We start from the raw sequence: 23755 nt of genomic DNA on the forward strand, positions 1-23755 counted from the left end.
CGGGGACGTGCTCGAAACACGAAGTTGGCTGACCGCCAATAAGCATTTCGCGTACGTCACCAACAACGCCCGGCTTCGCGCAGTAGCCGCTCAGGCGTGGTTGAGGTACCAGCGCCAGTCCTGCTCGCCGACCTCGCCCATGAACTGCCGGTATTCGGTCCACTTGATCGCCAGGAACACCTTGAGGAATTCCTCGCCCAGCGCCTCCTTGGCCCAGGTGGAGTGCTCCAGCGCGCGCAGCGCCGTGAGCCAGTCGGTGGGCAGGAACTCAGTGGCCTGCTCGTAGCCGTTGCCGACGATGGCGGCGCCCGGGTCGATCTGCTCGCGGATGCCGTGGTGGATGCCGGCGAGGATCGCCGCGGCGGCCAGGTACGGGTTGGCATCGGCGCCGCAGATGCGATGTTCGATGTGCCGGCTATTGGCCGGTCCGCCCGGCACGCGGAACGACACGGTGCGGTTGTTCACCCCCCAGCTCTTGGCCAGCGGCGCGTAGCTGTTGGCCTGGAAGCGGCGGAAGGAGTTGGCGTTGGGGCAGAAGATCGCCAGGGCATCGAGCAGCGTGGCCATCATCCCGCCGATGGCGTGACGCAGCAGCGGCGTGCCCTGCGGATCGTCACTGGCCATCAGGTTGTTGCCCTGCGCATCGGCCAGGCTGACGTGCATGTGCAGGCCGCTGCCGGCCAGGTCACCGAACGGCTTGGCCATGAAACAGGCCTGCAGCCCGTGCTTGTTGGCCACGCCCTTGACCAGGCGCTTGTAGCGGATGCCCTCGTCGATGGCCTGCAGCGCGTCGAAGCGGTGCTCCAGGGTCAGCTCGACCTGGCCCGGCGCGTACTCGGAAATTGCCGTGCGTACCGGCAGGCCCTGCGCCTCGCAGGCGGCATACAGGTCGTCGAGGAACGGCTGCAGCTGTTCCAGCTCATAGACGCCATAGACCTGCGGTGCCTGCGGGCGCACGCCATTCATCTGCAGCGCCGGTTGTGGTCGACCGCTGGTATCGCGCTGCTTGTCCAGCAGGTAGAACTCCAGCTCCACCGCCATCACCGGGTGAAAACCGTCGGCCTTGAGACGCTCGATCACGCGCACCAGGGCATGGCGCGGGTCGGCCGGCGTGGCGGGCAGGCCCTGGCTGGGGTGCATGCTCACCTGCAACTGGCCGGTAGGCGTGGCGCGCCAGGGTTGCAGGGTCAGGCTGCCCGGCAGCGGGTAGGTCCAGCAGTCGGCATCGGCGACTTCCCAGACCAGGCCGGTGGCCTCGACGTCTTCCCCCTGAATGGTCAGGGCGAGGATCGAGCTGGGCAGCGGGCGGCCGTTCTCGTAGATCGCCAGCAGCTCGTCACGGTGCAGCAGCTTGCCGCGGGGAATACCATTGGCGTCGATCAGCATCAGCTCGATGCTGCGCACGTCGGGGTGCGCGGCGAGGAAGTCGCGGGCTTCCTGAGGGTTGGCGAATTGCATGGGAGTGTCCTTGGCGTCATATAGGATTCGATGGTTCCCACGCAGACGTGGGAGCGATCAATCAACCTCCACCCCTCTTCCGCGGGAGAGGGGGCGAGAGCAACCCGAGGGCGACTTACAGGCGCGCGCCGGGAATCGCCAGCAGCTCGGTCAGCGCCTCGTCGAGGGTGGCGAGCAGACGGTCGACATCGGCGGCGCTGGTATCCGGGCAGCACAGGGTCATGTTGTGGAACGGCGTGATGAGGATGCCGCGGTTGATCAGATACAGGTGCAACGCCATCTGCAGACTGTCGTGGAACGCCGCTTCGGCCTCAGCGCCGGTCTTCGGCGGCGTGGCGCAGAACTGGAATTCGCAGCGCGCGCCCAGCTCGGTCACCGACCAGTGCAGGTCGTGCTTGCCGATCAGCTGACGCAGGCCGGCAGCCAGGCGCGCGGCCAGCGGCAGCATGTGCCCGTAGGCCGCGGGCGTCATCACCTGCTCCAGGTTCACACGCATGCAGTGCATGGCCAGGGCATTGGCCGACAGCGTGGTGCCCATGCCGCTGTGGCCATGGCCGTGGCTGGCCTCGCTGGCATGCTGCCGCGCCAGCTGCATCGCCTGGGCCATTTCGTGGCTGCAGCCGTACACCGAGCACGGCACACCGCCGGCGATGGGCTTGCCGAGGGTGATGAAGTCCGGCTTGAGGTCCCAGGCGCGGGTGCAGCCGCCGGGATCGGTGGAGATGGTGTGGGTTTCGTCGATGATCAGCAGGCTGCCGTACTGCTTGCTCAGTTCACGGACCCTGGCCATAAAGCCCGGCTCGGGCAGGACCATGCCGATGTTGGTCATCGCCGGCTCGCAGAGAATGGCGGCGACATCGCCCTGGGCCAGCGCCGCTTCCAGCGCGGCGACATCGTTGAACGGCACCGCGCGGCTGGTCTTGGCCAGGTTGCGTGCCTGGCCGATCAGCCCGCTGCGGTGCACGGTGCGGCCGTCGCGGCAGCGCACCATCACGTCATCGACGGTGCCGTGGTAGCAGCCGTCGAACACCAGCAGCACCTTGCGTCCGGTGATGGCGCGGGCCCAGCGGATAACGAAGCGGTTGGCGTCGGTGGCGGTAGTTGCCACCTGCCAGAACGGCAGGCCGAAACGCTCGGCGAGTAGCTCGCCGGCGATCACCGCGTCCTCGCCGGGCAGCATGGTGGTCAGGCCGTTGGCGCCCTGCTCGGCGATGGCCTTGGCGATCGGGTCGGGCGAGTGGCCGAACATGCTGCCGGTGTCGCCGAGGCAGAAGTCGATGTACTCGTGGCCATCGACATCATAGAAACGTGCGCCCTTGGCGCGGCTGACGAACAGCGAACTGGGCGTCGACCAGTCGCTCATCCAGTGCATCGGCACGCCGCCGAACAACGAGTGCCGGGCGCGTTCGGCCAGCGCCACGGACTTCGGGTTCTGCTGCAGAAAGCGCGCGCGCTCACGCGTGGCGAAGGCCTCGACAGCCTGTTCGGCGATGCCGCTGGAAGTCATGTTGAACACCTCGTTCGAATTTCTGCACATCGTTGTTTGTGATCACAAACAAGTCAATAGGCGAATGCGTCAGGCTCGCGGATAATCGCTGGCGCGTTGGAAAATGGCGGTCCTGTGGGCTTGCCTGAGTGCTGCGACGTCGCCAGACTGCGCACTCGGCGAACAACTGTACACAAAGACTCGACACCGAGCGTAAGGCAAGACGATGGCGGATAACCTGCAGGAGCACCTTTACCAGCGCATCCGCGAAGCGCTGCTGGCCGGACGCTTCCAGCCCGGCGAGCGGCTGAAGATCCGCGACCTGGCCAGCGAATGGGGCACCAGCCCGATGCCGGTGCGCGCCGCCTTGCAGCGCCTGGTCGCCGAGGGCGCACTGGAAGGCGAGCAACAGCGCTCGGTGCGGGTGCCGGTGATGACGCCCGAACGTTTCCGGCAGATCTTCCAGGTCCGCCTGACCCTCGAAGGGCTGGCCGTCGAACAGGCCGCCGCGCGCATCCAGCCAGCCGACATCGTCGTGCTGCGCGACTGCGTGGCCCAGATGGAGCGCGCCATCAGCGCCCGCGATGTGCAGGGTTACCTCGGCGCCAACAGTCTGTTCCACCTCACCCTGTACCGTGCTGCCGACAATCCGGTGCTGCTGCGCATGATCGAATCGCTGTGGTTGCAGGTCGGCCCGTTCTTCAACCGCCTGTTCAGCGAAGACGACCTGGCGCAACGCCTCAATGACTTCCACGAAGACGCCTTCACCGCCCTCGAAACCGGCGACGGCCCCGCCGCCCGCAAGGCGATGGAACAGGACCTGATCTATTTCGCCGACTTCCTCCTCAGCCTGCTGGAGCGCGAACAGGGCTAGGTCAGCGCGGCAACTGTTTCGGAATATTGCCGCCGTGGGGCGCTCCGGGCGTGGATGTTAATCTGCCCGGGCAGCGCCGTTTTCATCGTTGTCCGCGCGCCTGTATCCCATTCCCTGCCGGCTCTCCGAGCCAAGCGAGCAACCGTCGCAGGTCATGCCTGCCCAGCCATCGAGGAACCACCGCCATGCATGCCATCAGCTTCATTCAGGATTTGGCGGTGATCATGCTGGTAGCGGGCGTGGTGACGGTGCTGTTCCACCGCTTCAAACAGCCGGTGGTACTCGGCTACATCCTCGCCGGGTTCATCATCGGCCCGCACACACCGCCGTTCGGCCTGATCCACGACGAAGACACGATCAAGACGCTCGCCGAGCTCGGGGTGATCTTCCTGATGTTCTGCCTGGGCCTCGAATTCAGCCTGCGCAAGCTGTTCAGCGTCGGCGCCACGGCGTTCATCGCCGCTGGCCTGGAAATCGTCCTGATGATCTGGATCGGCTTCGAAATCGGCCAGTTCTTCGCCTGGAGCACCATGGATTCGCTGTTCCTCGGCGCGATCCTGGCCATTTCCTCGACCACCATCATCATCAAGGCGCTTGGCGACCTGAAGATGAAGAATGAGCGCTTTGCCCAACTGATCTTCGGCGTACTGATCGTCGAGGACATCCTTGGCATCGGCATCATCGCCCTGCTCTCGGGCATCGCCGTCAGCGGCTCGGTGGAGACTGGCGAAGTGTTCGCCACGGTCGGCAAGCTCAGCCTGTTCATGATCGTCGCGCTGGTCATCGGCATCCTGCTGGTGCCGCGCATCCTCGCCTACGTGGCCAAGTTCGAAAGCAACGAGATGCTCCTGGTCACCGTACTGGGCCTGTGCTTCGGCTTCTGCCTGCTGGTGGTCAAGCTGGAATACAGCATGGTGCTCGGCGCCTTCCTGATCGGCGCGATCATGGCCGAGTCGCGTCAGCTGCTGCAGATCGAGCGCCTGATCGAGCCGGTGCGCGACATGTTCAGCGCGATCTTCTTCGTCGCCATCGGCCTGATGATCGACCCCGGCGTGCTGATCGAGTACGCCTGGCCGATCGTGGTCATCACCCTGGCGGTGATCTTCGGCAAGATCATCTCCTGCGGCGTCGGCGCCTTCATCGCCGGCAACGACGGGCGCACCTCGCTGCGGGTCGGCATGGGCCTTTCGCAGATCGGCGAGTTCTCCTTCATCATCGCCGCCTTGGGCATGACCCTGCAGGTCACCAGCGATTTCCTCTACCCGGTGGCGGTGGCCGTGTCCGCCCTGACCACACTGTCGACGCCGTACCTGATCCGCGCCGCCGATCCACTTTCGCATCGCCTGGCGCGGATCATGCCAGCGGGCGCGGCGCGGGTGTTCGGCATGTACGGCGACTGGCTGCGCAGCATCCAGCCGCAGGGACAGAACGCGATACTCGCCGGGATGATCCGCAAGATCATCCTGCAGGTGCTGATCAACCTGTCGCTGGTGGTGGCGATCTTCCTCGCCGGCGCCTGGTTCGCCGGCCCGTTGGCGCAGTCGCTGCAACCTTGGATCATTCACGACAACCTGCAGAAGGGCCTGGTCTGGGGCGGCGCGCTGCTGCTGTCGTTGCCGTTCCTGATCGCTGCCTACCGCAAGCTCAAGGCTTTGGCGATGCTTCTGGCGGAGATGGGCGTGCGCCCGGAGAAAGCCGGGCGCCACACGGTGCGTGTGCGCCGGGTAATTTCCGAGCTGATCCCGCTGCTGGCGCTGGCCGGCATCATGCTGCTGCTGATGGCACTGTCGGCGAGCATCCTGCCGACCACCGAACTGCTGCTGGTGATCGGCCTGCTGGCGGTGGGCGTGATCGTCCTGCTACGCCGCTGGTTCATCCGCGTGCACTCGCGCATGCAGATCGCTCTGATGGAAACGCTGGAGAACAACCAGGATAGCCATCACCGCTAGTCCTTGTGTGGGGCGGCTCCGCTAGCCTGAGACGTGCTCAGCTTTCCAGCCAGACGTCGCGCGCCCAGTGCCAGACCGAGTCCCAGATCTCATCGGTCAGCTCGCCTTCGTCGCCGTCCCACAGCACCACCTGACCTTCGACATCCACCGCGTAGTAGTCACGGCCGTCCTGGCACAGCGGCACCAGGTCGCGTGGCAGGCCGAGGTCCCAGGCCACCGAGGCGACTTCCGGCAGGTAGGTGTGCGAATGCGGATCGCTGGCGGTGACCGGCTCCAGGCGACCGTAGACCACGTCGCTGACCTTGAGCAGGAACTCGCGCAGCTCGAAGGGCAGGTGGATGAGGATCTGCTCCTGGATTTCCACCAGGGTTTCTTCCTCGGGCAGCTCCAATGGCACCGGTACCGGTTCGTTCAGTTCACGCAGTTGTTCGATGACTTCTTCCACGGCCGCAGATCCTCTCGCTTGGCAAGGCGCGCTTTATACCCCATCCGCACCTAATCCATTGGTCATGATGCTAAAACCCTAGCACTGCGCGTGCCTCTCAGCAGAGCGCCGCGTAGTCGCGCAGCAGGCTGGCGAACTGGTCGGCGGGGATCGGCGGGCTGATCAGGTAGCCTTGGATCTCGTCGCAGCGCTGCAGCTTGAGAAAGTCCATCTGCGCCTGGGTTTCCACACCCTCGGCGACCACCTTCAGGCCCAGGCCGTGGGCCATGGCGATGATCGCGCGGGTGATTGCGGCGTCCTCGCCGTTGGCGGAAAGATCGCGGATGAAAGTCTGGTCGATCTTCACGCAGTCCACCGGGAAGCGCTTGAGGTAGCTGAGCGAGGAGTAACCGGTGCCGAAATCGTCGATCGCCAGTTTCACGCCGAGGTCGCGCAGCTGCTGGAAGGTGGCGATGACGTTCTCGACGTTGTCGAGCAGCTGGCTTTCGGTCAGCTCCAGCTCCAGGAGGTGCGAGGGCAGGCCGGTTTCCTCCAGCACCTGGCGCACCAGACTGACCAGATTGCCCTGGCGCAACTGGTGCACCGACAGGTTGACCGACACGCGCAGGTCGGCCAGCCCGGCCAGCTGCCATTCGCGCGCCTGGCGACAGGCCTGGCGCAGGACGAATTCGCCGATCGGCGCAATCAGCCCGGTCTCCTCGGCCAGGCCGATGAACTCGCCCGGCGGCACCAGGCCCATCTGCGGGTGGCGCCAGCGCACCAGCGCTTCGGCGGCATTGAGGCTGTCGTCGGCCAGGCTCAGCTTGGGCTGATAGAACACCTCCAGCTGGCCTTCCTCGATGCCTTTGCGCAGCTGGTTCTCCAACTGCAGACGCTCCAGGGTGCAGGCCTGCAGGTTCTCGGTGTAGAACTGGAAGGTGTTGCCGCCCAGGTGCTTGGCGTGTTGCATGGCCATGTTGGCCTGGCTGATCAGCGCGGAGATTTCCCGCGCGTTTTCCGGGAGCAGGCTGATGCCGACGGAGGCGCTGACCACCAGTTCGTGACCGCCAACATCCATCGGCGTGCGCAGCTTGCTCAGCAGGCGGCTGGCCAGGCGCGCCAGGTTGGACAGGCTGCCGTAGTCGTCGAAAAGGATGGCGAACTCGTCGCCGGACAGCCGCGCGATGGTGTTCGCCTCGGACGCTGCCTGGGTCAGGCGCCGGCTCATCTGCCGCAGCAGCTGGTCGGCGACTTCGTGGCCGAGGCTGTCGTTGAGCAGCTTGAAGCGGTCCAGGTCGATGTGCAGCAAGGCCAGGCTGCGGCCGTTCTGCCGCGTCAGCTCGCCGGCTTCGTGCAGGCGCTCGCGGAACAGCGTGCGGTTGGCCAGACTGGTCAGTTCGTCGTAGTGCGACAGGTAGCGCAGGCGCTCTTCGGCCTCGCGGCGTGACGACAGGTCGGCGAAGAAGCCGACGATGTGGCTGACCCGGCCACGGGGGTCGCGCACCACGTTGAGCTGCAGCAGCTGCGGGTAGAGCTCACCGTTCTTGCGCGTTTCCATCAGCTCGCCGCGCCAGCTGTCGCTCTGCTCCAGCTGGTGGCGAATCTTCTGGTACTGGCGGCGCGCCTCGGGGCTGCTGACCAGGGTGGCGACGCTACGCCCGAGTACTTCGTCCTTGCGGTAGCCGGTGACCTGGGTGAAGGCGTCGTTGACCGACAGCAGCAGGTAATCGGCATCGAGGATGACAATGCCCTCGCTGGCGGCCTCGAACACCGTCGCGGCCAGGCGCTGTTCTTCATCGCGGCCCTTGCGCGCGGTGATGTCGCGACGGGTGCCGAGCATGCGCAGGACCTTGCCGTCGGCATCGCGCTCGACCGCGCGGCCGCGGTCTTCCACCCACAGCCAGCGGCCGCTGGCATGGCGCACGCGGTACTCCACCGTGTAGTCCTCGGTGCGACCCTTGAGGTGCTCGACCAGCGCCCGGCGCAGCAACGGCAGGTCGTCCGGGTGCAGGCGCGGCTTGAGGTGGCTGAGCACGCCTTTCACATCGCCCTGGCTGATGCCGAAAATCGCCTCCAGGTGGCTGTGGTGCACCTCGTCGGTCTTCAGGTCCCAGTCCCACAGGCCCAGTTCGCTGGCCTCCAGGGCCAGGGCCAGGCGGGTTTCGCTCTTGCCCAGGGCGTGGCTGGTGTCGTCCAGCTCGAGAGTGCGCTGGGCCACGCGAATTTCCAGCTCGTCATGGGCCTGGCGCAGGTCGCGCTCGGCACGGCGGCGCTGTTCCACTTCGCGGGCCAACTCCTGGTTCAGCGCTTCGGCGCTGCTGCGCGCGTACTCCAGGCGCTCGATCAGCGTCTGGTTCTGGAAGCGCTGCAGCAGGCTGCGCTGGACCAGCAGATTGACCTGCCAGGCCACGACCCAGAGGCTCAGCAGCAGAATCAGGCCGAGGGCACCCCAGCCCTGCTGGCGCGAATCGCTGCTGAGCAGCAGGTAGACGATCGACGGCGCCAGGCACGGCAGGGAAAACACCAGAAACGCCGAGCGGCTGACGGCATACGCCACGCTGGCAGACAGGATCGCCGCGGCGATCAGCCCATAGAGCAGCGCTTGCAGCAGGAAGTGGTCGGCCGGCACCAGAACGATGGCGGCGAACGCCAGGGTCAGCCCGGACAGTCCGGCACCGAGCAGGAACATGTGACGCCACTGCGGGCTGGCCTGACGCGACGGCAGCGCGGCGTTGAAGGCGGCGACCTGAATCAGCCGCAATACGGCCAGCAACACCACCCAGATCAGCCAGCCGGCGAGCAGCAGCGTCTGCTGTTCACCCCAGAGCAGGCCGGCACAGGCCAAGGCATTGAGCAGCATGAACAGGGTCGGGACCTGCGATCCCTGATAAAGCAGACGGGTCCGCTCTACCGATAACTCGGTGGCGAACTGATGACGAACGGCGCGCGAATCGTCCACTGGTACGGAGCCCGTGGCGTTCCTTGAAGCAGTGGTCATAGGCGATTTTCTTGTAATGGTTTGCCTGACTATTGCCGGAGCATACCCGAGCTAGAGCGCTCGCCCAAGCCATATGCTGGCAATTTAACAGCGAGCATCGACCGGTGGCAGCACAGTTGTACGCTGACTGAACAGTCGCATCCAGTCACGGTTTGCCGCCCCCTACCTCGGCCCGTAGAATGCCGCGATGCAGAATGATCCCGCCCGTTTCGACCCAGAACTTCTCCTCGCCTCCCTCAACGACGCGCAATGCCAGGCCGTGGCCGCTCCGCTTGGTCGCCAGCTGGTGCTGGCCGGTGCCGGCTCGGGCAAGACCCGCGTGCTGGTGCACCGCATCGCCTGGCTGATCCAGATCGTCAACGCCTCGCCCTACAGCATCCTGTCGGTGACCTTCACCAACAAGGCCGCCGCCGAGATGCGCCACCGCATCGAGCAGATGCTCGGCCTCAATCCCAATGGCATGTGGGTCGGCACCTTTCACGGCCTGGCGCACCGCATCCTCCGGGCACACTGGCGCGAAGCCGGGCTGGCCGAGAACTTCCAGATCCTCGATTCCGACGACCAGCAGCGCCTGGTCAAGCGGGTGATCCGCGACCTCGGCCTCGACGAGCAGCGCTGGCCGGCCAAGCAGGCGCAGTGGTTCATCAACGGCCAGAAGGACGAAGGCCTGCGGCCGAAAAACATCCAGGCCGGCGGCGATCTGTACCTCGCCACCATGCTGAAGATCTACGAAGGCTACGAAGCGGCCTGCGCGCGCACCGGGGTGATCGACTTCGCCGAACTGCTGCTGCGCGCCCTCGACCTGTGGCGCGATAACCCGGGCGGCATCCTGCAGCACTACCAGAAGCGCTTCCGCCACATCCTGGTCGACGAGTTCCAGGACACCAACGCCGTGCAGTACGCCTGGCTGCGTTTCCTCGCCCAGGGCGGCGACAGCCTGATGGTAGTGGGCGACGACGACCAGTCGATCTACGGCTGGCGCGGCGCCAAGATCGAGAACATCCAGGAATACGACCGCGATTTCCCCGACGCGCAGATGATCCGCCTGGAGCAGAACTACCGCTCCACCGCCGGCATCCTCAAGGCCGCCAACGCCCTGATCGCCAACAACAACGGGCGCCTGGGCAAGGAGCTGTGGACCGACGGCAACGACGGCGAGCCGCTGACCCTGTACGCCGCCTTCAACGAGCACGACGAAGCACGCTACGTGGTCGAGAGCATCGAGCGTGCGCTGAAGACCGGCCTGTCACGCAGCGAGATCGCCATCCTCTACCGCTCCAACGCCCAGTCGCGGGTGCTGGAAGAGGCCCTGCTGCGCGAACGCATCCCCTACCGCATCTACGGCGGCCAGCGCTTCTTCGAGCGCGCCGAGATCAAGAACGCGGTGGCCTACCTGCGCCTGATCGACGGCCGGCACAACGATGCTGCGCTGGAACGGGTGATCAACGTGCCGACCCGCGGCATCGGCGAGAAGACCATCGAGGCGATCCGCGAACACGCGCGCCACAGCGACCTGTCGATGTGGGCGGCGATGCAGCAGCTGATTGCCAACAAAGCACTGCCCGGCCGCGCCGCCGGTGCCCTGGCAGTGTTCAGCGAGCTGATCGAGAACCTCGCGGCCAAGGTGCTGAGCATGCCGCTGCACCTGATGACCCAGACCGTCATCGAGCAGAGCGGGCTGATCGCCTGGCACCAGGCCGAGAAAGGCGAAAAGGCCCAGGCCCGGGTGGAAAACCTCGAGGAACTGGTCAGCGCTGCGCGCAACTTCGAAAACAACGAGGAAGAGGACATGTCGCCGCTGGCGGCCTTCCTCACCCACGCTTCGCTGGAAGCCGGCGACACCCAGGCCGACGAGCACGAGGAGAGCGTGCAGCTGATGACGCTGCACAGCGCCAAGGGCCTGGAATTCCCCATGGTCTTCCTGGTCGGCATGGAAGAAGGCCTGTTCCCGCACAAGATGAGCCTGGAGGAGCCCGGCCGTCTCGAAGAAGAGCGCCGCCTGGCCTATGTCGGCGTGACCCGCGCCATGCAGCACCTGGTGCTGAGCTACGCGGAAACCCGCCGCCTTTACGGCAGCGAGACCTACAACAAGGTGTCGCGTTTCGTCCGCGAGATTCCGCCGGCGCTGATTCAGGAAGTGCGCCTGAGCAACAGCGTCAGCCGTCCGTACAGCGGTGCCGGCGCGAGCAGCGCGACCAGCAGCATGTTCGCCAACGCCGAAGTGCCGGACACCGGTTTCCGCCTCGGCCAGCACGTGCGCCATGCGCTGTTCGGCGACGGTGTGATCCTCAACTTCGAAGGCAGCGGCGCGCAGGCACGGGTGCAGGTCAACTTCGAGAGCGAGGGCAGCAAGTGGCTGATGCTCAGCTACGCCAAGCTGGAAGCGCTGTAAAACGACGCGGGTGCCGCAGCTTGATTTCCTAGGATGAATTACGCGCTGTTCATCCACCGAAGCCGGGCACAGTGGGGCAGTGAAGCGCGACTCACCCTACAAACGCTGATGCTCGGCTGCGCCAGGCCGAAAGCCCTCTGATCCCGCAGGACGGTTCAAACCTGCGAGCTACACCCGACAAGAAAACTAAAGCTCACGCGTCTGCCTGCAACGCGGCCATCGCCTGCGCGATCTGCTGCTCGCTGGGCCGCTCGGACTGCTGCAGCCCCTGTTGCACGCCGCGGAAGTTGGCCGCGTCCTTGTTCTGGCTGAGCTTGAACTGACCTTCGAGTCGGCTGATCGGCAGGGCGAAGCCGACGATGGCGCGCAGCATGCTGTCGATGTACGCCGCCGGTGCATCGCTCACCGCCCACGGCCGTTCACGATTCCGCTCATGCCGGTCGCTCAGTGTACTGACCAGCGCCAGCAGGCGCTCGCGATCATCGAACACCTCGGCGCGGCCATAGGCATGCACCGCCTGGTAGTTCCAGGTCGGCACCACCTTGCCGTGCTCGGCCTTGGCCGGGTAGAAGCTCGGGCTGACATAGGCCTCCGCGCCCTGAAACACCACCAGTGCCTCCTCCCCAGCCTGCAAGATGCGCCACTGCGGGTTGGCGCGAGCGAAGTGACCGTACAACGTGCCGTGTTCGCCTTCGTCCTGCACCAGCAGCAACGGCAGGTGGCTGGCCAGCAGCCCCTGCTCACCGTTGGTCACTACGATCGCCAATGGCGTGTGCGCAATGAACCCGTGCAGCGTGGCGGTATCGTGTTGGGCGAAGGTCTTGGGAACGTACATGGCGTACCTCGGCAGTCATTAGCCGCTGGTGTACCGCATCGCACGAATGGCGAACAGATACAGTTGTCATAAATCCCGAAACACTCTGCGGCTGGCCTTTACGCCCAGTACTGGGCAGCATGACGCGCGTATAACCACAAATCGGGATACCTGATATGCAACGCTTTCTCACCATCGCTCTGGCCCTCTGCCTCGGCCTGACACTCAGCCTCGACGCCAGTGCCAAGCGCATGGGCGGCGGCAAATCCTTCGGCTCCGCGCCGACCCACCAGAGCCGTCAGGCCGATGCGCCGAGCGCACCCGGTGCCACTGGCGCCGCCGCGACCGCCGGTCGCGCCGCCCCGGCTGCCAGCGGCGCTTCGCGCTGGCTCGGCCCGCTGGCCGGCATCGCCGCCGGCGGCCTGCTCGCCTCGATGTTCATGGGCGATGGCTTCCAGGGCATCCAGTTCCTCGACATCCTTCTGCTCGGCCTGATCGCCTTCGTCATCTTCCGCTTCATCGCCTCGCGCCGTCAGGCCCAGGGCAATCCGGCCGCTGCCGGCGCGGGTGGCATGCACCGACAGATGCCGCAGCAGGCGCCGATCTTCGGCAGCAGTGGCGGCGCCGCTGCACGCCCGGTGATCAATGCCCCAGCCTGGTTCGACGAACAGCGCTTCATCGCCGCCGGTCGCGAGCACTTCCAGGCGCTGCAGCAACACTGGGATGCGGCCGAGATGGACAAGATTGCCGAGTTCGTCACCCCGCAGATGCTCAGCTTCCTCAAGGAAGAGCGCGCCAGCCTGGGTGATGGCTTCCAGTCCACCTACATCGATGACCTCGATGCACAGCTGGATGGCATCGACGAACTGGCCGACAAGACCGTCGCCACCCTGACCTTCCGCGGCGTGGCGAAAACCTCGCGCTTCGACCAGGGCGAACCGTTCAGCGAAAGCTGGCGCATGGAACGTGCCGCAGGCGACAACCAGCCTTGGCTGGTCGCCGGTATCCGCCAGAACGGCTGATCCGCACGCACATGAAAAAGCCCGGGCTGGTCCCGGGCTTTTTCTTGTCCGCGATAAACGTCCGGTCACTCGGCCAGCAGTTGCCGCACACCCAGCCGCTCGATCTGCTCGAGCATCTGTTGCTCTTGATCAGCCTGCAGGTGCAACGACTCGCCCGCGGCGATATCAGCGGCCATGCGTTGCAGGGTCGGCATGTCGAAATACTGATCGGTCATTGCCAGCGACAACACCAGCTCGCGGTCTTCGCGCGGGCGCTCCGCGCATTCGGGGCACGTGACGAACGCACCAAACTTGATCGCACCACAGTTGAAGCATACAACTTGAGTCATGGCTGCTTTCCACTGGCTGCCATCGATTCACAGGCCATGCCCTCGACCGTTTGGTACATCAGGCCGCTGCCATCTTCGACCGCATACTCCGATTGCAGGTAGCTGACCAGTGGCGAAGGCAGGCGCTGGATGCCGACCTCATCGATGAACGCGTCCAGCGAACGGCGGAAACCGGCGCGCATTTCGGCTATTTTTTCCGGCGTGGCATTGGTCCAGAAAATGCCTTTGTCGTTGTACGAGCCAATGCCCGACAACAACTGGAGCAAACGCTGCTTTTCCTCGGTGTTCATCTCCGGCGTCCTTGCTGAGCGTGCTTGAGCGGCCGTGATCCGGCCATGGATCGCCACTCTAGCAAAGGCGGTCTGGCGGGCGAAACCAAACACCCCGCCAGCAATCGTCGCGATCTTGCGACGATGGGTTGGCCATCACTTCTCTTGGAAAAAATACTAAGTCAAAGCCACCCATTGCTGACCTATCGGTCACTTTTAGAGTTCGCTTACGTGGAAATATAAATCTCAAAATACAACAACTTAGAAACCAAGCCCTAAAAACAACTTGCCTTCTATAAATAGCTTCCCCCAATACAAGCCAAGCTATGAATAGGAATTCATTTAGCAAAATCTGACTATTTGGACAGCTATATTAATTGTTCTATATGTTACGCACCTCACAACTCGCCAGCTTGTAAGAGCATAAACACACGACTAGGATGCCCGCCATACGTAGATCGTGTGCAAGTTGCTGCACACATACAAATGCGCAATTTATTGCGCACTGGGCCAAGGATGAAGTGCCTAGAGTCTCTTGTAGAAAAGAACACTTAGTTCTATTTCTTATTGGCAGGTCATGGAATGACAGCACTCTCAGCTTTATCTGATCACTATTTAAGTCTGGCGAAATATCCGATTACTGCAGGGAATTACGCCGGGTTGGATATCCGTTACTCAACGGAATTTGAAGTGATTGAAGGTGAGCTCGAAAAAGCTGCGGCCATGCATCAAACCGATGCGATCGACTGGCAGAAAATTCGTGATCTCAGCGAAGGACTTTTGCGCGAACAGTCCAAGGATCTGCGGGTCGCCAACTGGCTGACCTGGAGCCTTTATCAGCGCGAAGGCCTTCCTGGCCTGCAGGCTGGTCTCGGCCTGCTACTCGAGATGTGTGAGCACGGCTGGGTAACGCTTTACCCAAGCAAGAACAGCACACGCGCTGCCGCTTTCGCCTGGCTGACCCAGCGGCTGGAAAAAGCACTAGGCGAAGACATTCCTATTGCCAGCCAACTGTCGCTGTTTCGCAGTCTGTCAGCACTTTTACGCAAGTTGGAAACCTGTTTATCCGAGCGACTCGGCGAAGCAGCGCCACTGTTGCTGCCGCTGTGCCGGCGGATCGACGAGCAGATCAACCGAGCCGATCGCGCCCACCCCGAGTCCGGTGTGGTGGGCGCAACCTTAGCCCAGGCCAAGCACGCAGCCAGTCAGGTGTTCAATCCGGCAGCGCCACTCGACAATGAGCGCGATGCGCACAAGTCCCTGCGGACCTTGCAGGACACCGCTCGGCCATTGTGTGCCTGGTGGCTAAAACAGAAGGCCAGCGATCTGCGTGCCCTGCGGTTGTCACGCACCCTGCTCTGGCTGCCCATCGATAGCCTGCCGGAACGCAATGCCGAACAGATCACTGCCCTGCGTGGCCTGCCTGCGGACAAACTGGCCAGCTTCGGCGAACGCCTCACCAATGGCTTGTACGCCGACCTCCTTGTTGAGTTGGAGCCAAGCATTGCCCGTTCACCATTTTGGCTCGACGGTCAACGCCTGGCCTGGGAGTGCCTGCAGGCGCTCGGTGCGGAGTCGGCAATGCGCGAAGTGGAGATGCAACTGGCGCTGTTTCTGCAGCGCGTGCCAGGCCTGGAAGACCTGCGCTTCCATGACGGTAGCCCGTTTGCCGACGCTAACACCCGCACGTGGCTCGCCACCCATGTGATGCCGCATCTACAGGCGCCTGTCGCCGAGCCCCAACCCTTGATGAATCCACAGCGCGACAGCACGCCAGCCTGGGAAATTGCTCTGAAGGCCGCACTCCCCCGCCTACGTACGGATGGCCTGAAATCCGCCGTGCAACAGCTCAAGCAGGGTATGGGTCAGGCACAGGGCGGCCGTACCCGATTTTTCTGGCAGCTCGCCCTGGCTCGCCTATGCAGTGCTGCGAAGAAACACGAGCTGGCCAAGACCCAGCTCGAATCACTCGATCAGAACCTGCAAGCCAGCGGACTGAGCGAGTGGGAGCCTGACCTCGCGCTGGAGGTACTGCGCCTGCTGCATACCTGCTACGAGCTGCTGCCACAGAGCCATATCGTGCGAGAACGCAAGGAAGAGATTCATCGCCGACTGTGCCACCTCGACCTCGAGGTGGTGCTGGATTAAGCGCGTATTATCCACCTACACCGAAACACAAAGGAAAATGACGATGGCCAAGGAAGGCTCGGTAGCACCCAAAGAACGCATCAACGTCACCTTCAAGCCTGCCACTGGCGGGGCTCAGGAAGAGATCGAACTGCCGCTCAAACTGATGGTACTGGGCGATTTCACCCAGCGCGCAGACGAACGCAAGATCGAAGATCGCAAGCCGATCAGCATCGACAAGAACAGCTTCGACGAAGTGCTCGGCAAACAGGCGTTGAGCCTGACCTTCGCCGTACCGAATCGCCTGCATGACGAGCAAACTCAGGAAGAGCTGCCCGTGCAGCTGCACATCCACTCGATGAAGGATTTCAACCCGGCGGCCGTGGTCGAGCAGGTCCCCGAGCTGCAGAAGCTGATGGAGCTGCGCGACGCCCTGGTTGCTCTGAAAGGTCCGCTGGGCAACGCCCCGGCCTTCCGCAAAGCCATCGAAAACGTGCTCGCCGACGAAGAGTCCCGTGACCGCGTGCTGAGCGAACTGGGCCTGACTGCCCAGCAAGACGCCTGACCCTCGACAAGGAAGACGAACATGACTACCAGTGCACTAGCGGAAAGCTCCCGGAATATCGCCGAAGCCGGCATTCTCGACCGCATCATCGCGGAAACCCGCCTGAGTCCGGATGACGACGCCTATGACATCGCCAAGCGCGGCGTGTCGGCCTTCATCGAGGAACTGCTGAAACCACACAACCAGAACGAGCCGGTGAAAAAGGCCATGGTCGACCGCATGATCGCGGAGATCGACGCCAAGCTCAGCCGGCAGATGGACGAAATCCTCCACCACGCCGACTTCCAGGCCCTGGAGTCGTCCTGGCGCGGCCTCAAGCTGCTGGTCGATCGCACCAACTTCCGCGAGAACACCAAGCTGGAGATCCTCAACGCCTCCAAGCAGGACCTGCTGGACGACTTCGAGGACAGCCCGGAAATCACCCAATCCGGCCTGTACAAGCACATCTACACCGCCGAGTACGGCCAGTTCGGCGGCCAGCCAGTCGGCGCCATCGTCGCCAACTACTTCTTCGACCCTAGCGCACCGGACATCAAGACCCTGCAGCACGTCGCCAGCGTCGCCTGCATGTCACATGCACCGTTCGTGGCGGCGGCCGGTCCGAAATTCTTCGGGCTGGAAAGTTTCACCGGCCTGCCCAACCTGAAGGACCTCAAGGATCACTTCGAGGGCCCGCAGTTCGCCAAGTGGCAAAGCTTCCGCGAACGTGAAGACGCCCGTTACGTCGGCCTGACCCTGCCGCGCTTCCTCCTGCGCACTCCCTACGACCCGGAAGAGAATCCGGTGAAGAGCTTCGTCTACAAGGAGAATGTTGCCAGCAGTCACGAGCATTACCTGTGGGGCAACACCGCCTATACCTTCGCCTCCAGGCTGACCGACAGCTTCGCCAAGTTCCGCTGGTGCCCGAACATCATCGGCCCGCAGAGCGGTGGCGCGGTGGAAGACCTGCCGCTGCACCACTTCGAAAGCATGGGCGAAATCGAGACCAAGATTCCTACCGAAGTGCTGGTCTCCGACCGCCGCGAGTACGAGCTGGCCGAAGAAGGCTTTATCGCCCTGACCATGCGCAAGGGCAGCGATAACGCCGCGTTCTTCTCCGCCAACTCGGCGCAGAAGCCAAAGTTCTTCGGCATCAGCGAGGAAGGCAAGACCGCCGAGCTGAACTACAAGCTCGGCACCCAGCTGCCCTACCTGTTCATCGTCAACCGCCTGGCGCACTACCTGAAGGTGCTGCAGCGCGAACAGATCGGCGCCTGGAAAGAACGCACCGACCTCGAGCTGGAGCTGAACAAGTGGATCCGCCAGTTCGTCGCCGACCAGGAGAACCCCAGCTCGGAAGTGCGTAGCCGCCGTCCGCTACGCGCAGCGCAAGTGATCGTCAGCGATGTCGACGGTGAGCCGGGCTGGTACCGCGTCAGCCTCAACGTGCGCCCACACTTCAAGTACATGGGGGCCGACTTCACCCTGTCCCTGGTTGGCAAGCTCGACAAGGAATAAGGGGCGATGTCCGGGTACGGCAGCCTGTTCGAACGCCTCGCGGGCGATGCCGGTCTGCGTGCCGGTCACGGCCACGAGGTGGCCGTGACGGCTTCGGTCGCCGTCCACCTGGCAAAGATGCTGAGCACTCGTGCGGGTAGCGTGCAGACGCTACCTGACTACGGCTTGCCCGATCTCAACGACATGCGCCTGTCGTTGCACGACGCATTGCAACAGGCCCGTCTGGAGATCGAACGCTTCATCGAGCGCTATGAACCTCGCCTGCGTCAGGTACGGGTGATCTCCCTGCCCCGCGAGCAGGATCCGCTCAGCCTCAACTTCGCTGTCGAAGCGCTGCTGCAGGTGGACGGCATCAAGCGACAGGTCAGTTTCGCCGCGCAGCTGGATGGCAGCGGGCAAGTGAAGGTCAGGTAAGGGACTGTTCAAAGGAGAGCATGGATGTCCGGTAAACCCGCCGCCCGCCAGGGCGACCCCACCGCCTGCCCGGTCCCCGGTCACGGTACCAACCCCATCGCCGTTGGTTCGCCCAATGTGCTGTTCGACAGCCTGCCAGCAGCCCGCCAGGGAGACGCCTCGGCCTGTGGCGGCGCATTGAGCGGCAACGTGATCCCGACCGTGCTGATCAACGGCAAACCGGCAACCACCATCGGCACCGTGGGCAACCACGGCAATGTGGTGGTGGCGGGGTCGGGGACTGTGCTGATTGGAACCTCTCACTCCGCGGCGGCGTTTGATCCCCCCTCGGGTTTGCCCGGCTATTTCGATGAGTTCTTCATCATTCGAGATGAAGAGGGCAGTCCCGTATCCAACTATCGCTACCGCATCGAAACCCGTGGCGGAGAACTATATGAAGGCATCACCGATGCCGAAGGACGAACCAAGGTCATCAGCACCGGCAAACAATCGGAAGAGCTGACCCTCTCGCTGCTGTCGCCAGATGGTGTCTGCCATGCCTGACAACATCCTCAAGCGCTCCGGCTCCACGCCCTCCAACCAGCGTATAGGCCAGGTTGTCCCCCTGAAGCTAGCGAAGCTTGCACGCTACGAGATCAATATCCGCTCTTTCCATCCCGGCAAGACTTTTGGCTGGAGCGGATTAAATTTTGAAGGTGATGCCCGTGGTTTTTCTCTGGGAGCAAGTGGTGTCTCTGGAGGAGCTGGGGCAGAAGTTACTTCCCGAATTTGGCATCGTTTCAAGGTAGATGCGCTCTCCGGCAAAACACTCGATGCAGAAACCGAATCGAATGATTCCGGAAAGATTGCTGGCGACCACACTCGCTACGATGGAGTTCTAAAGCCCAAAGGCGGTGCTTGGCCAGTTTTAAGAAAGGAAGACGGGCCAGTTACGACACTGTATATCGACGGAGGGTATGCAGGTGAGAACCATGCACTTTTCCCATCTGCTGAACTGAAAGAAAACCTAGGCGTGACATTCGTTCCCAGCCTGGACGTCAGCTACAAGTTCGTCATAACCATTGATCGCGTATCCAAACATATGGATATCGTTAGCTATGTAAGCGGTGACGGCTTTCCGAATTGCGAGGCATTCGTTGTCGATTCTGCAGGCACTTCGATTTTCTTAGGCATACATGTACGCAAAGGCGCAGCTTTGTTCTCCCTTTGGGGAGACAAAAAATATCCGATGGTCGCCTCCGCCATACGACTTGGCCTCGACGATAACGGAAATTTCAACGGCCTTATTGCAAACGAGCTGAAACGCAGACAACAGAACAAAGAAAAACTCGAATTTCACCCAATTTCCAAATGGAATAATTTCTTCCTAACTCTCGACCCCAGTGCCGAGCGATGGATGTGGCCATGGCAAGAACCCATGCCAGATAGAGCGGTAACATAAAAATGAGCACCTCTGCAAAAAAATTCTTCCGAATTTCCATCTGGCTTCCTGCACTTATCTTTTTATCCTTGCCGGTATTGGAAAATATTTTTCGAGGCCCACAACGTTTCGAGGACATACTTCTAACTTATGGGCTTTCGTTCGGAGTTATCGCCTATCCAGTTTTCGCAACTTGGGCAACCAGAGTAATCAACAAAAAATCAGAAGAAGAGATAACAAAGCTAATTTGGTGGGCACCCATCATATTCATCCCATTTTATGGTGTGCCGTGGATGATTTATGGATTGGCTCACGTTGTTATGGGGGATATGTCCGGTATCGCCATGGCCTTGTTATGGATCGCGTTCTCACCCTACATACTCGTAGTTGGCTATTTCTTTTCAATAACAACTATCGCCATTTACAAAATTCTCTTTAATTCTGCCGGCATGGAAAATTAATCCATGTACAGAGCTATGTTATCGGCCCAACGCAGAGCAATTATGCTAATAGGTACCACTGTCATCATGCAGAGCGCCTGTGTTCCCTACCCCCACTCGGTAACCCGTAACTCGGCCATCGAAGGCCGCGTGCTGTCCGCCGAAACAGGTCAGGCAGTATCGGGCGCCAAAGTCGAGCTGGATATCGGCAGCGACGAATCCTGGCGCTACGAAACCACCAGCGATGCCCAAGGCCGCTTCGCCTTTGCCGAACATAGCGACTATCGCCTGTTCGCCTTGCTGGCTGATGGGCCTCACTACTGGACCACCCTGTCGATCAGCGCTCCCGGTTATCACACACGCCATTGCATGTGGACGAGCACTTATTGGTGTTCGTCGGCCCCAATCAAATTGCCGCACCTGACGTTGCAGCCGGAACACCTTGTCATCTCGGAAAAAGAAGCCGCAGAGGATCTCTGGCACTGCATCGAATCGGCCAAAGAGCAGGCCAACTAATGTCCTTCAACCACCATTACCAGAGCGAACTCTCCGCCCTGCGCCACTTGGGCAAGCGCTTCTCCGAGCGCAGCCCGGCGCTGGCGCCGTTTCTCGGCCAGGCCGGGCGCGACCCGGATGTGGAGCGCCTGCTGGAGGGCTTTGCCTTCCTCACCGGGCGCCTGCGGCAGAAACTCGACGACGAACTGCCGGAGCTGACCCATTCGCTGATGCACCTGCTGTGGCCCAACTACATGCGCCCGCTACCGGCCTTCAGCATGCTGCAGTTCGACCCGCTCAAACGCCCCGGCCCGGCGCTGCAGGTTCCGCGCCACACGCCGGTGGAAGCCAGGGCAGTCGAGGGCGTGACCTGCCGTTTCCGCACCGCCTATGCGACCGAAGTGCTGCCGCTGGCACTCAATGCGCTGGACTATTCGGTGAAGGGCGATGGCGCCCTGCTCAGCCTGCGCCTGGCGATGAGCACCGATGGCCACCTAGGCGAAATCGGCCTGCAAAGGCTGCGCCTGCACCTGGCCGGCGAGCGTTATGTCGCCCAGCTGCTTTACCTCGGACTGCTGCGTCACCTCGACGGCATCCAGCTGGTGCTGCTGGATGAAAACGGCGCACCCCTGAGCGATGCCCGGGAGCTGCCGCTGCCGCTTTTAGGACTCGCGCCAAGCCAGGTGCAAGCCGTGGGTTTCAACGAAGAGCAGGCGCTCATTCCCTACCCGCACAACACCTTCCGCGGCTATCGCCACCTGCAGGAATACTTCGCCTTCCAGGACAAATTTCTGTTCGTCGACCTCAAGGGGCTAGAGGCCCTGCAACGCCAACCGCAGGAGGTGCTGGAGCGCGCCCGCGGCCTGGAGTTGCGCTTCGACATCCGCAAAACCGGCCTGCAGCGCATCCGACCGACCCTAGACAACGTGCGCCTGTACTGTACGCCGGTGGTTAACCTGTTCGCCCACGACGCTATTCCGATCCGCCTCGACGGCAAGCAGGACCAGTACCTGCTGCTGCCGGCGGAATACGAGCCGCAACACTGCGGGGTGTTCTCGGTGGATCGGGTGACCGGCTGGAAGCCCGGCGGCATGGGCTACGAGGAATATGTGCCGTTCGAATCGTTCGAGCACGACCCGAGCTTCGACCAGCCGCGGGCACGGCCGCACTACAGCGTGCGCCAGCAGTCATCGCTGCTCGGCGATGGCCTGGAAACCTGGCTCAGCTTCGGCCAGCGCGGCGCCGAGGCGCAGGAAACCCTGTCCATCGAGCTGACCTGCACCAACCAGAGCCTGGCCCGTCAGCTCAAGCCGGGCGATATCTGCCTGCCCAGCGAGGACACCCCGGAGTTTCTTACCTTCCGCAACATCGGCGCAGTAACGCCGAGCTACGCGCCGCCGCTGCACCGCGACTACCTGTGGAAGCTGATCAGCAACATGTCGCTGAACTACCTGTCGCTGGCCGACGTCGAGGCGCTCAAGGTGATCCTCGAAACCTACGACCTGCCCCGCCACTACGACCAGCACGCACTCAAGGTCAGCCAACGCATGCTCGGCGGCCTCAAGCACATTCGCCACCAGCACGTCGACCGCCTGCACCGCGGCCTGCCTGTGCGCGGCGTGCGCACCGAACTGAGCATGGACCCAGACAGCTACCTGGGCGAAGGGGACCTGTTCCTCTTCGCCTCGGTGCTCAACGAATTTTTCGCCCTTTACGCCAGCCTCAACTCGTACCACGAGCTGCGCGTACAGAGTACACAGGGAGAGGTGTACCAATGGACGCCACGCATGGGGCAACAGCCCCTGCTCTGAACCGGCTCAGCCACGGCATCCGCGAGTACAGCCTGTTCCAGGCGACGCTGCGGGTGCTGGACCGTTTGCGCGCCGCTCATCCCGAACTGGATGAGGAGGCGTTGTACGAGCGCCTGCATTTCCAGGCCAACCCGAGCCTGGGCTTTCCCGGTAGCGATGTCGATCACCTGGAGTTCTTCGACGAGCACGGCGAGCTGCATGCACGCCTGCGTATCAACCTGGTCAGCCTGTTCGGCGCCGGCTCGCCGCTGCCGGCGTTCTACAGCGAACAGGCCCTGGGCGACAGCCCGGAAGGCAATCCCACCCGTGACTTCCTCGACCTGTTCAACGATCGCCTGCAGCGTCTGCTGCTGCCGATCTGGCGCAAGTACCGCTACCACACGCTTTATGATCAGGGCGCGCGCGACCTGTTCTCCGCACGCCTGTTCGCCCTGATCGGCCTGGGCGGCGAACGCATCCGCGCCGCCGAGGACCTTAACTGGCGGCGCCTGCTGCCCTACCTCGGCCTGCTTAGCCTGCGCGCCCACTCGGCGGCCTTGGTCGAGTCGGTGCTGCGCTATTACTTCAAGCACGCCGATCTGCGCCTCGAGCAGTGCGTCGAACGCCAGGTGCGCATCATCCCCGAGCAACGCAATCGCCTCGGCCTGGCCAACAGCCAGCTGGGCGAAAGCCTGGTGCTCGGCGAGCAGGTACGCGACCGCGGCGGCAAGTTTCGTATCCACATTCGCCAGCTCGGCTGGCAACGCTTCCACGAATTCCTGCCGATCGGCAGTGGCTACCAGCCGCTCTGTGCGCTGGTGCGCTTCACCCTGCGCGACCCGCTCGACTACGACATCCGCCTGGCCCTGCGTCACGAGGAAATCCGCGAGCTGCGTATTGGCCAGGACAACCCCTGCCACCTGGGCTGGACCAGCTGGCTCGGCCACGAACGAGCCGATGGCGTGGTCACCATCGGCGGCATGACTCATTAA

At 62.9% G+C, this 23755-nt stretch carries 21 protein-coding genes; 14 read left to right on the forward strand and 7 right to left on the reverse strand.

Annotated features, from left to right (window positions below; genetic code table 11):
• Window positions 1–90: 90 nt before the first annotated feature.
• The gene (locus IB229_RS09700; protein ID WP_192327565.1) at window positions 91–1458 is read right to left on the reverse strand and encodes a glutamine synthetase family protein; all 1368 of its coding nucleotides are present in this window, start codon (window positions 1456–1458) and stop codon (window positions 91–93) included.
• 115 nt (window positions 1459–1573) lie between these two features.
• Window positions 1574–2965: an aspartate aminotransferase family protein gene (locus IB229_RS09705; RefSeq protein WP_192327568.1), complete on the reverse strand. Its 1392-nt coding sequence runs from the start codon at window positions 2963–2965 to the stop codon at window positions 1574–1576.
• Window positions 2966–3170: 205 nt separating this feature from the next.
• Between IB229_RS09705 and IB229_RS09710 the strand changes: the two genes are divergently transcribed.
• On the forward strand, window positions 3171–3818 hold the full coding sequence (locus IB229_RS09710; protein ID WP_192327571.1) for a GntR family transcriptional regulator: 648 nt from the start codon (window positions 3171–3173) through the stop codon (window positions 3816–3818).
• Between the two features lie 185 nt (window positions 3819–4003).
• Window positions 4004–5767 carry a cation:proton antiporter gene (locus IB229_RS09715; RefSeq protein ID WP_192327574.1) on the forward strand — a complete coding sequence of 588 codons (1764 nt, stop codon included), beginning with the start codon at window positions 4004–4006 and terminating at the stop codon, window positions 5765–5767.
• Between the two features lie 37 nt (window positions 5768–5804).
• Here the strand turns inward: IB229_RS09715 and IB229_RS09720 are convergent, their stop codons facing one another.
• On the reverse strand, window positions 5805–6212 hold the full coding sequence (locus IB229_RS09720) for an SMI1/KNR4 family protein (protein WP_192327577.1): 408 nt from the start codon (window positions 6210–6212) through the stop codon (window positions 5805–5807).
• A 97-nt stretch (window positions 6213–6309) separates the two neighbouring features.
• On the reverse strand, window positions 6310–9189 hold the full coding sequence (locus IB229_RS09725; RefSeq protein ID WP_192327579.1) for an EAL domain-containing protein: 2880 nt from the start codon (window positions 9187–9189) through the stop codon (window positions 6310–6312).
• 187 nt (window positions 9190–9376) lie between these two features.
• Here IB229_RS09725 and uvrD point away from each other — a divergent pair, with 187 nt between their 5' ends.
• Window positions 9377–11581 carry a DNA helicase II gene (uvrD, locus tag IB229_RS09730; protein WP_192327582.1) on the forward strand — a complete coding sequence of 735 codons (2205 nt, stop codon included), beginning with the start codon at window positions 9377–9379 and terminating at the stop codon, window positions 11579–11581.
• A gap of 193 nt (window positions 11582–11774) precedes the next feature.
• Here uvrD and IB229_RS09735 read toward each other — a convergent pair whose 3' ends face one another.
• A complete protein-coding gene (locus tag IB229_RS09735) occupies window positions 11775–12416 on the reverse strand; it encodes an FMN-binding negative transcriptional regulator (protein ID WP_192327585.1) in 642 nt (213 codons plus the stop codon).
• Window positions 12417–12571: 155 nt separating this feature from the next.
• Between IB229_RS09735 and IB229_RS09740 the strand changes: the two genes are divergently transcribed.
• A complete protein-coding gene (locus IB229_RS09740) occupies window positions 12572–13417 on the forward strand; it encodes a Tim44 domain-containing protein (RefSeq protein ID WP_192327588.1) in 846 nt (281 codons plus the stop codon).
• 65 nt (window positions 13418–13482) lie between these two features.
• Here the strand turns inward: IB229_RS09740 and IB229_RS09745 are convergent, their stop codons facing one another.
• Together IB229_RS09745 and IB229_RS09750 are read right to left on the reverse strand one after the other, a co-directional pair.
• The gene (locus IB229_RS09745; protein ID WP_192327591.1) at window positions 13483–13746 is read right to left on the reverse strand and encodes a hypothetical protein; all 264 of its coding nucleotides are present in this window, start codon (window positions 13744–13746) and stop codon (window positions 13483–13485) included.
• Window positions 13743–14036, reverse strand: coding sequence for a hypothetical protein (locus tag IB229_RS09750; RefSeq protein ID WP_192327594.1), 294 nt, complete (start codon window positions 14034–14036; stop codon window positions 13743–13745). The genes IB229_RS09745 and IB229_RS09750 overlap by 4 nt, the downstream gene beginning before the upstream one ends.
• Window positions 14037–14597: 561 nt before the next feature.
• Here IB229_RS09750 and tssA point away from each other — a divergent pair.
• From tssA to tssG, 10 genes are all read left to right on the forward strand, one after another.
• Window positions 14598–16163: a type VI secretion system protein TssA gene (tssA, locus tag IB229_RS09755; RefSeq protein WP_192327597.1), complete on the forward strand. Its 1566-nt coding sequence runs from the start codon at window positions 14598–14600 to the stop codon at window positions 16161–16163.
• A gap of 43 nt (window positions 16164–16206) precedes the next feature.
• Complete coding sequence (gene tssB / locus IB229_RS09760; protein ID WP_192327600.1) at window positions 16207–16707, forward strand: type VI secretion system contractile sheath small subunit; 501 nt, start codon at window positions 16207–16209, stop codon at window positions 16705–16707.
• A gap of 21 nt (window positions 16708–16728) precedes the next feature.
• Window positions 16729–18204 (forward strand): type VI secretion system contractile sheath large subunit, encoded by a 1476-nt coding sequence (gene tssC / locus IB229_RS09765; RefSeq protein ID WP_192327603.1) that lies wholly within the window; start codon window positions 16729–16731, stop codon window positions 18202–18204.
• A 6-nt stretch (window positions 18205–18210) separates the two neighbouring features.
• A complete protein-coding gene (gene tssE, locus IB229_RS09770; protein ID WP_192327606.1) occupies window positions 18211–18618 on the forward strand; it encodes a type VI secretion system baseplate subunit TssE in 408 nt (135 codons plus the stop codon).
• Window positions 18619–18642: 24 nt separating this feature from the next.
• Window positions 18643–19161, forward strand: coding sequence for a PAAR domain-containing protein (locus tag IB229_RS09775; RefSeq protein ID WP_192327609.1), 519 nt, complete (start codon window positions 18643–18645; stop codon window positions 19159–19161).
• Window positions 19154–20059, forward strand: coding sequence for a hypothetical protein (locus IB229_RS09780; RefSeq protein WP_225578942.1), 906 nt, complete (start codon window positions 19154–19156; stop codon window positions 20057–20059). Before IB229_RS09775 ends, IB229_RS09780 begins: the two co-directional genes overlap by 8 nt.
• Before the next feature lie 2 nt (window positions 20060–20061).
• Window positions 20062–20499, forward strand: coding sequence for a hypothetical protein (locus IB229_RS09785; protein ID WP_225578943.1), 438 nt, complete (start codon window positions 20062–20064; stop codon window positions 20497–20499).
• 66 nt (window positions 20500–20565) lie between these two features.
• Complete coding sequence (locus IB229_RS09790) at window positions 20566–20994, forward strand: carboxypeptidase-like regulatory domain-containing protein (RefSeq protein ID WP_225578944.1); 429 nt, start codon at window positions 20566–20568, stop codon at window positions 20992–20994.
• The gene (tssF, locus tag IB229_RS09795) at window positions 20994–22784 is read left to right on the forward strand and encodes a type VI secretion system baseplate subunit TssF (RefSeq protein ID WP_192327615.1); all 1791 of its coding nucleotides are present in this window, start codon (window positions 20994–20996) and stop codon (window positions 22782–22784) included. Before IB229_RS09790 ends, tssF begins: the two co-directional genes overlap by 1 nt.
• Window positions 22748–23755: a type VI secretion system baseplate subunit TssG gene (gene tssG, locus IB229_RS09800; RefSeq protein ID WP_192327618.1), complete on the forward strand. Its 1008-nt coding sequence runs from the start codon at window positions 22748–22750 to the stop codon at window positions 23753–23755. Before tssF ends, tssG begins: the two co-directional genes overlap by 37 nt.

Origin of the sequence: Pseudomonas sp. PDM14 (genome assembly GCF_014851905.1) — a bacterium.
Lineage (GTDB): Bacteria > Pseudomonadota > Gammaproteobacteria > Pseudomonadales > Pseudomonadaceae > Aquipseudomonas.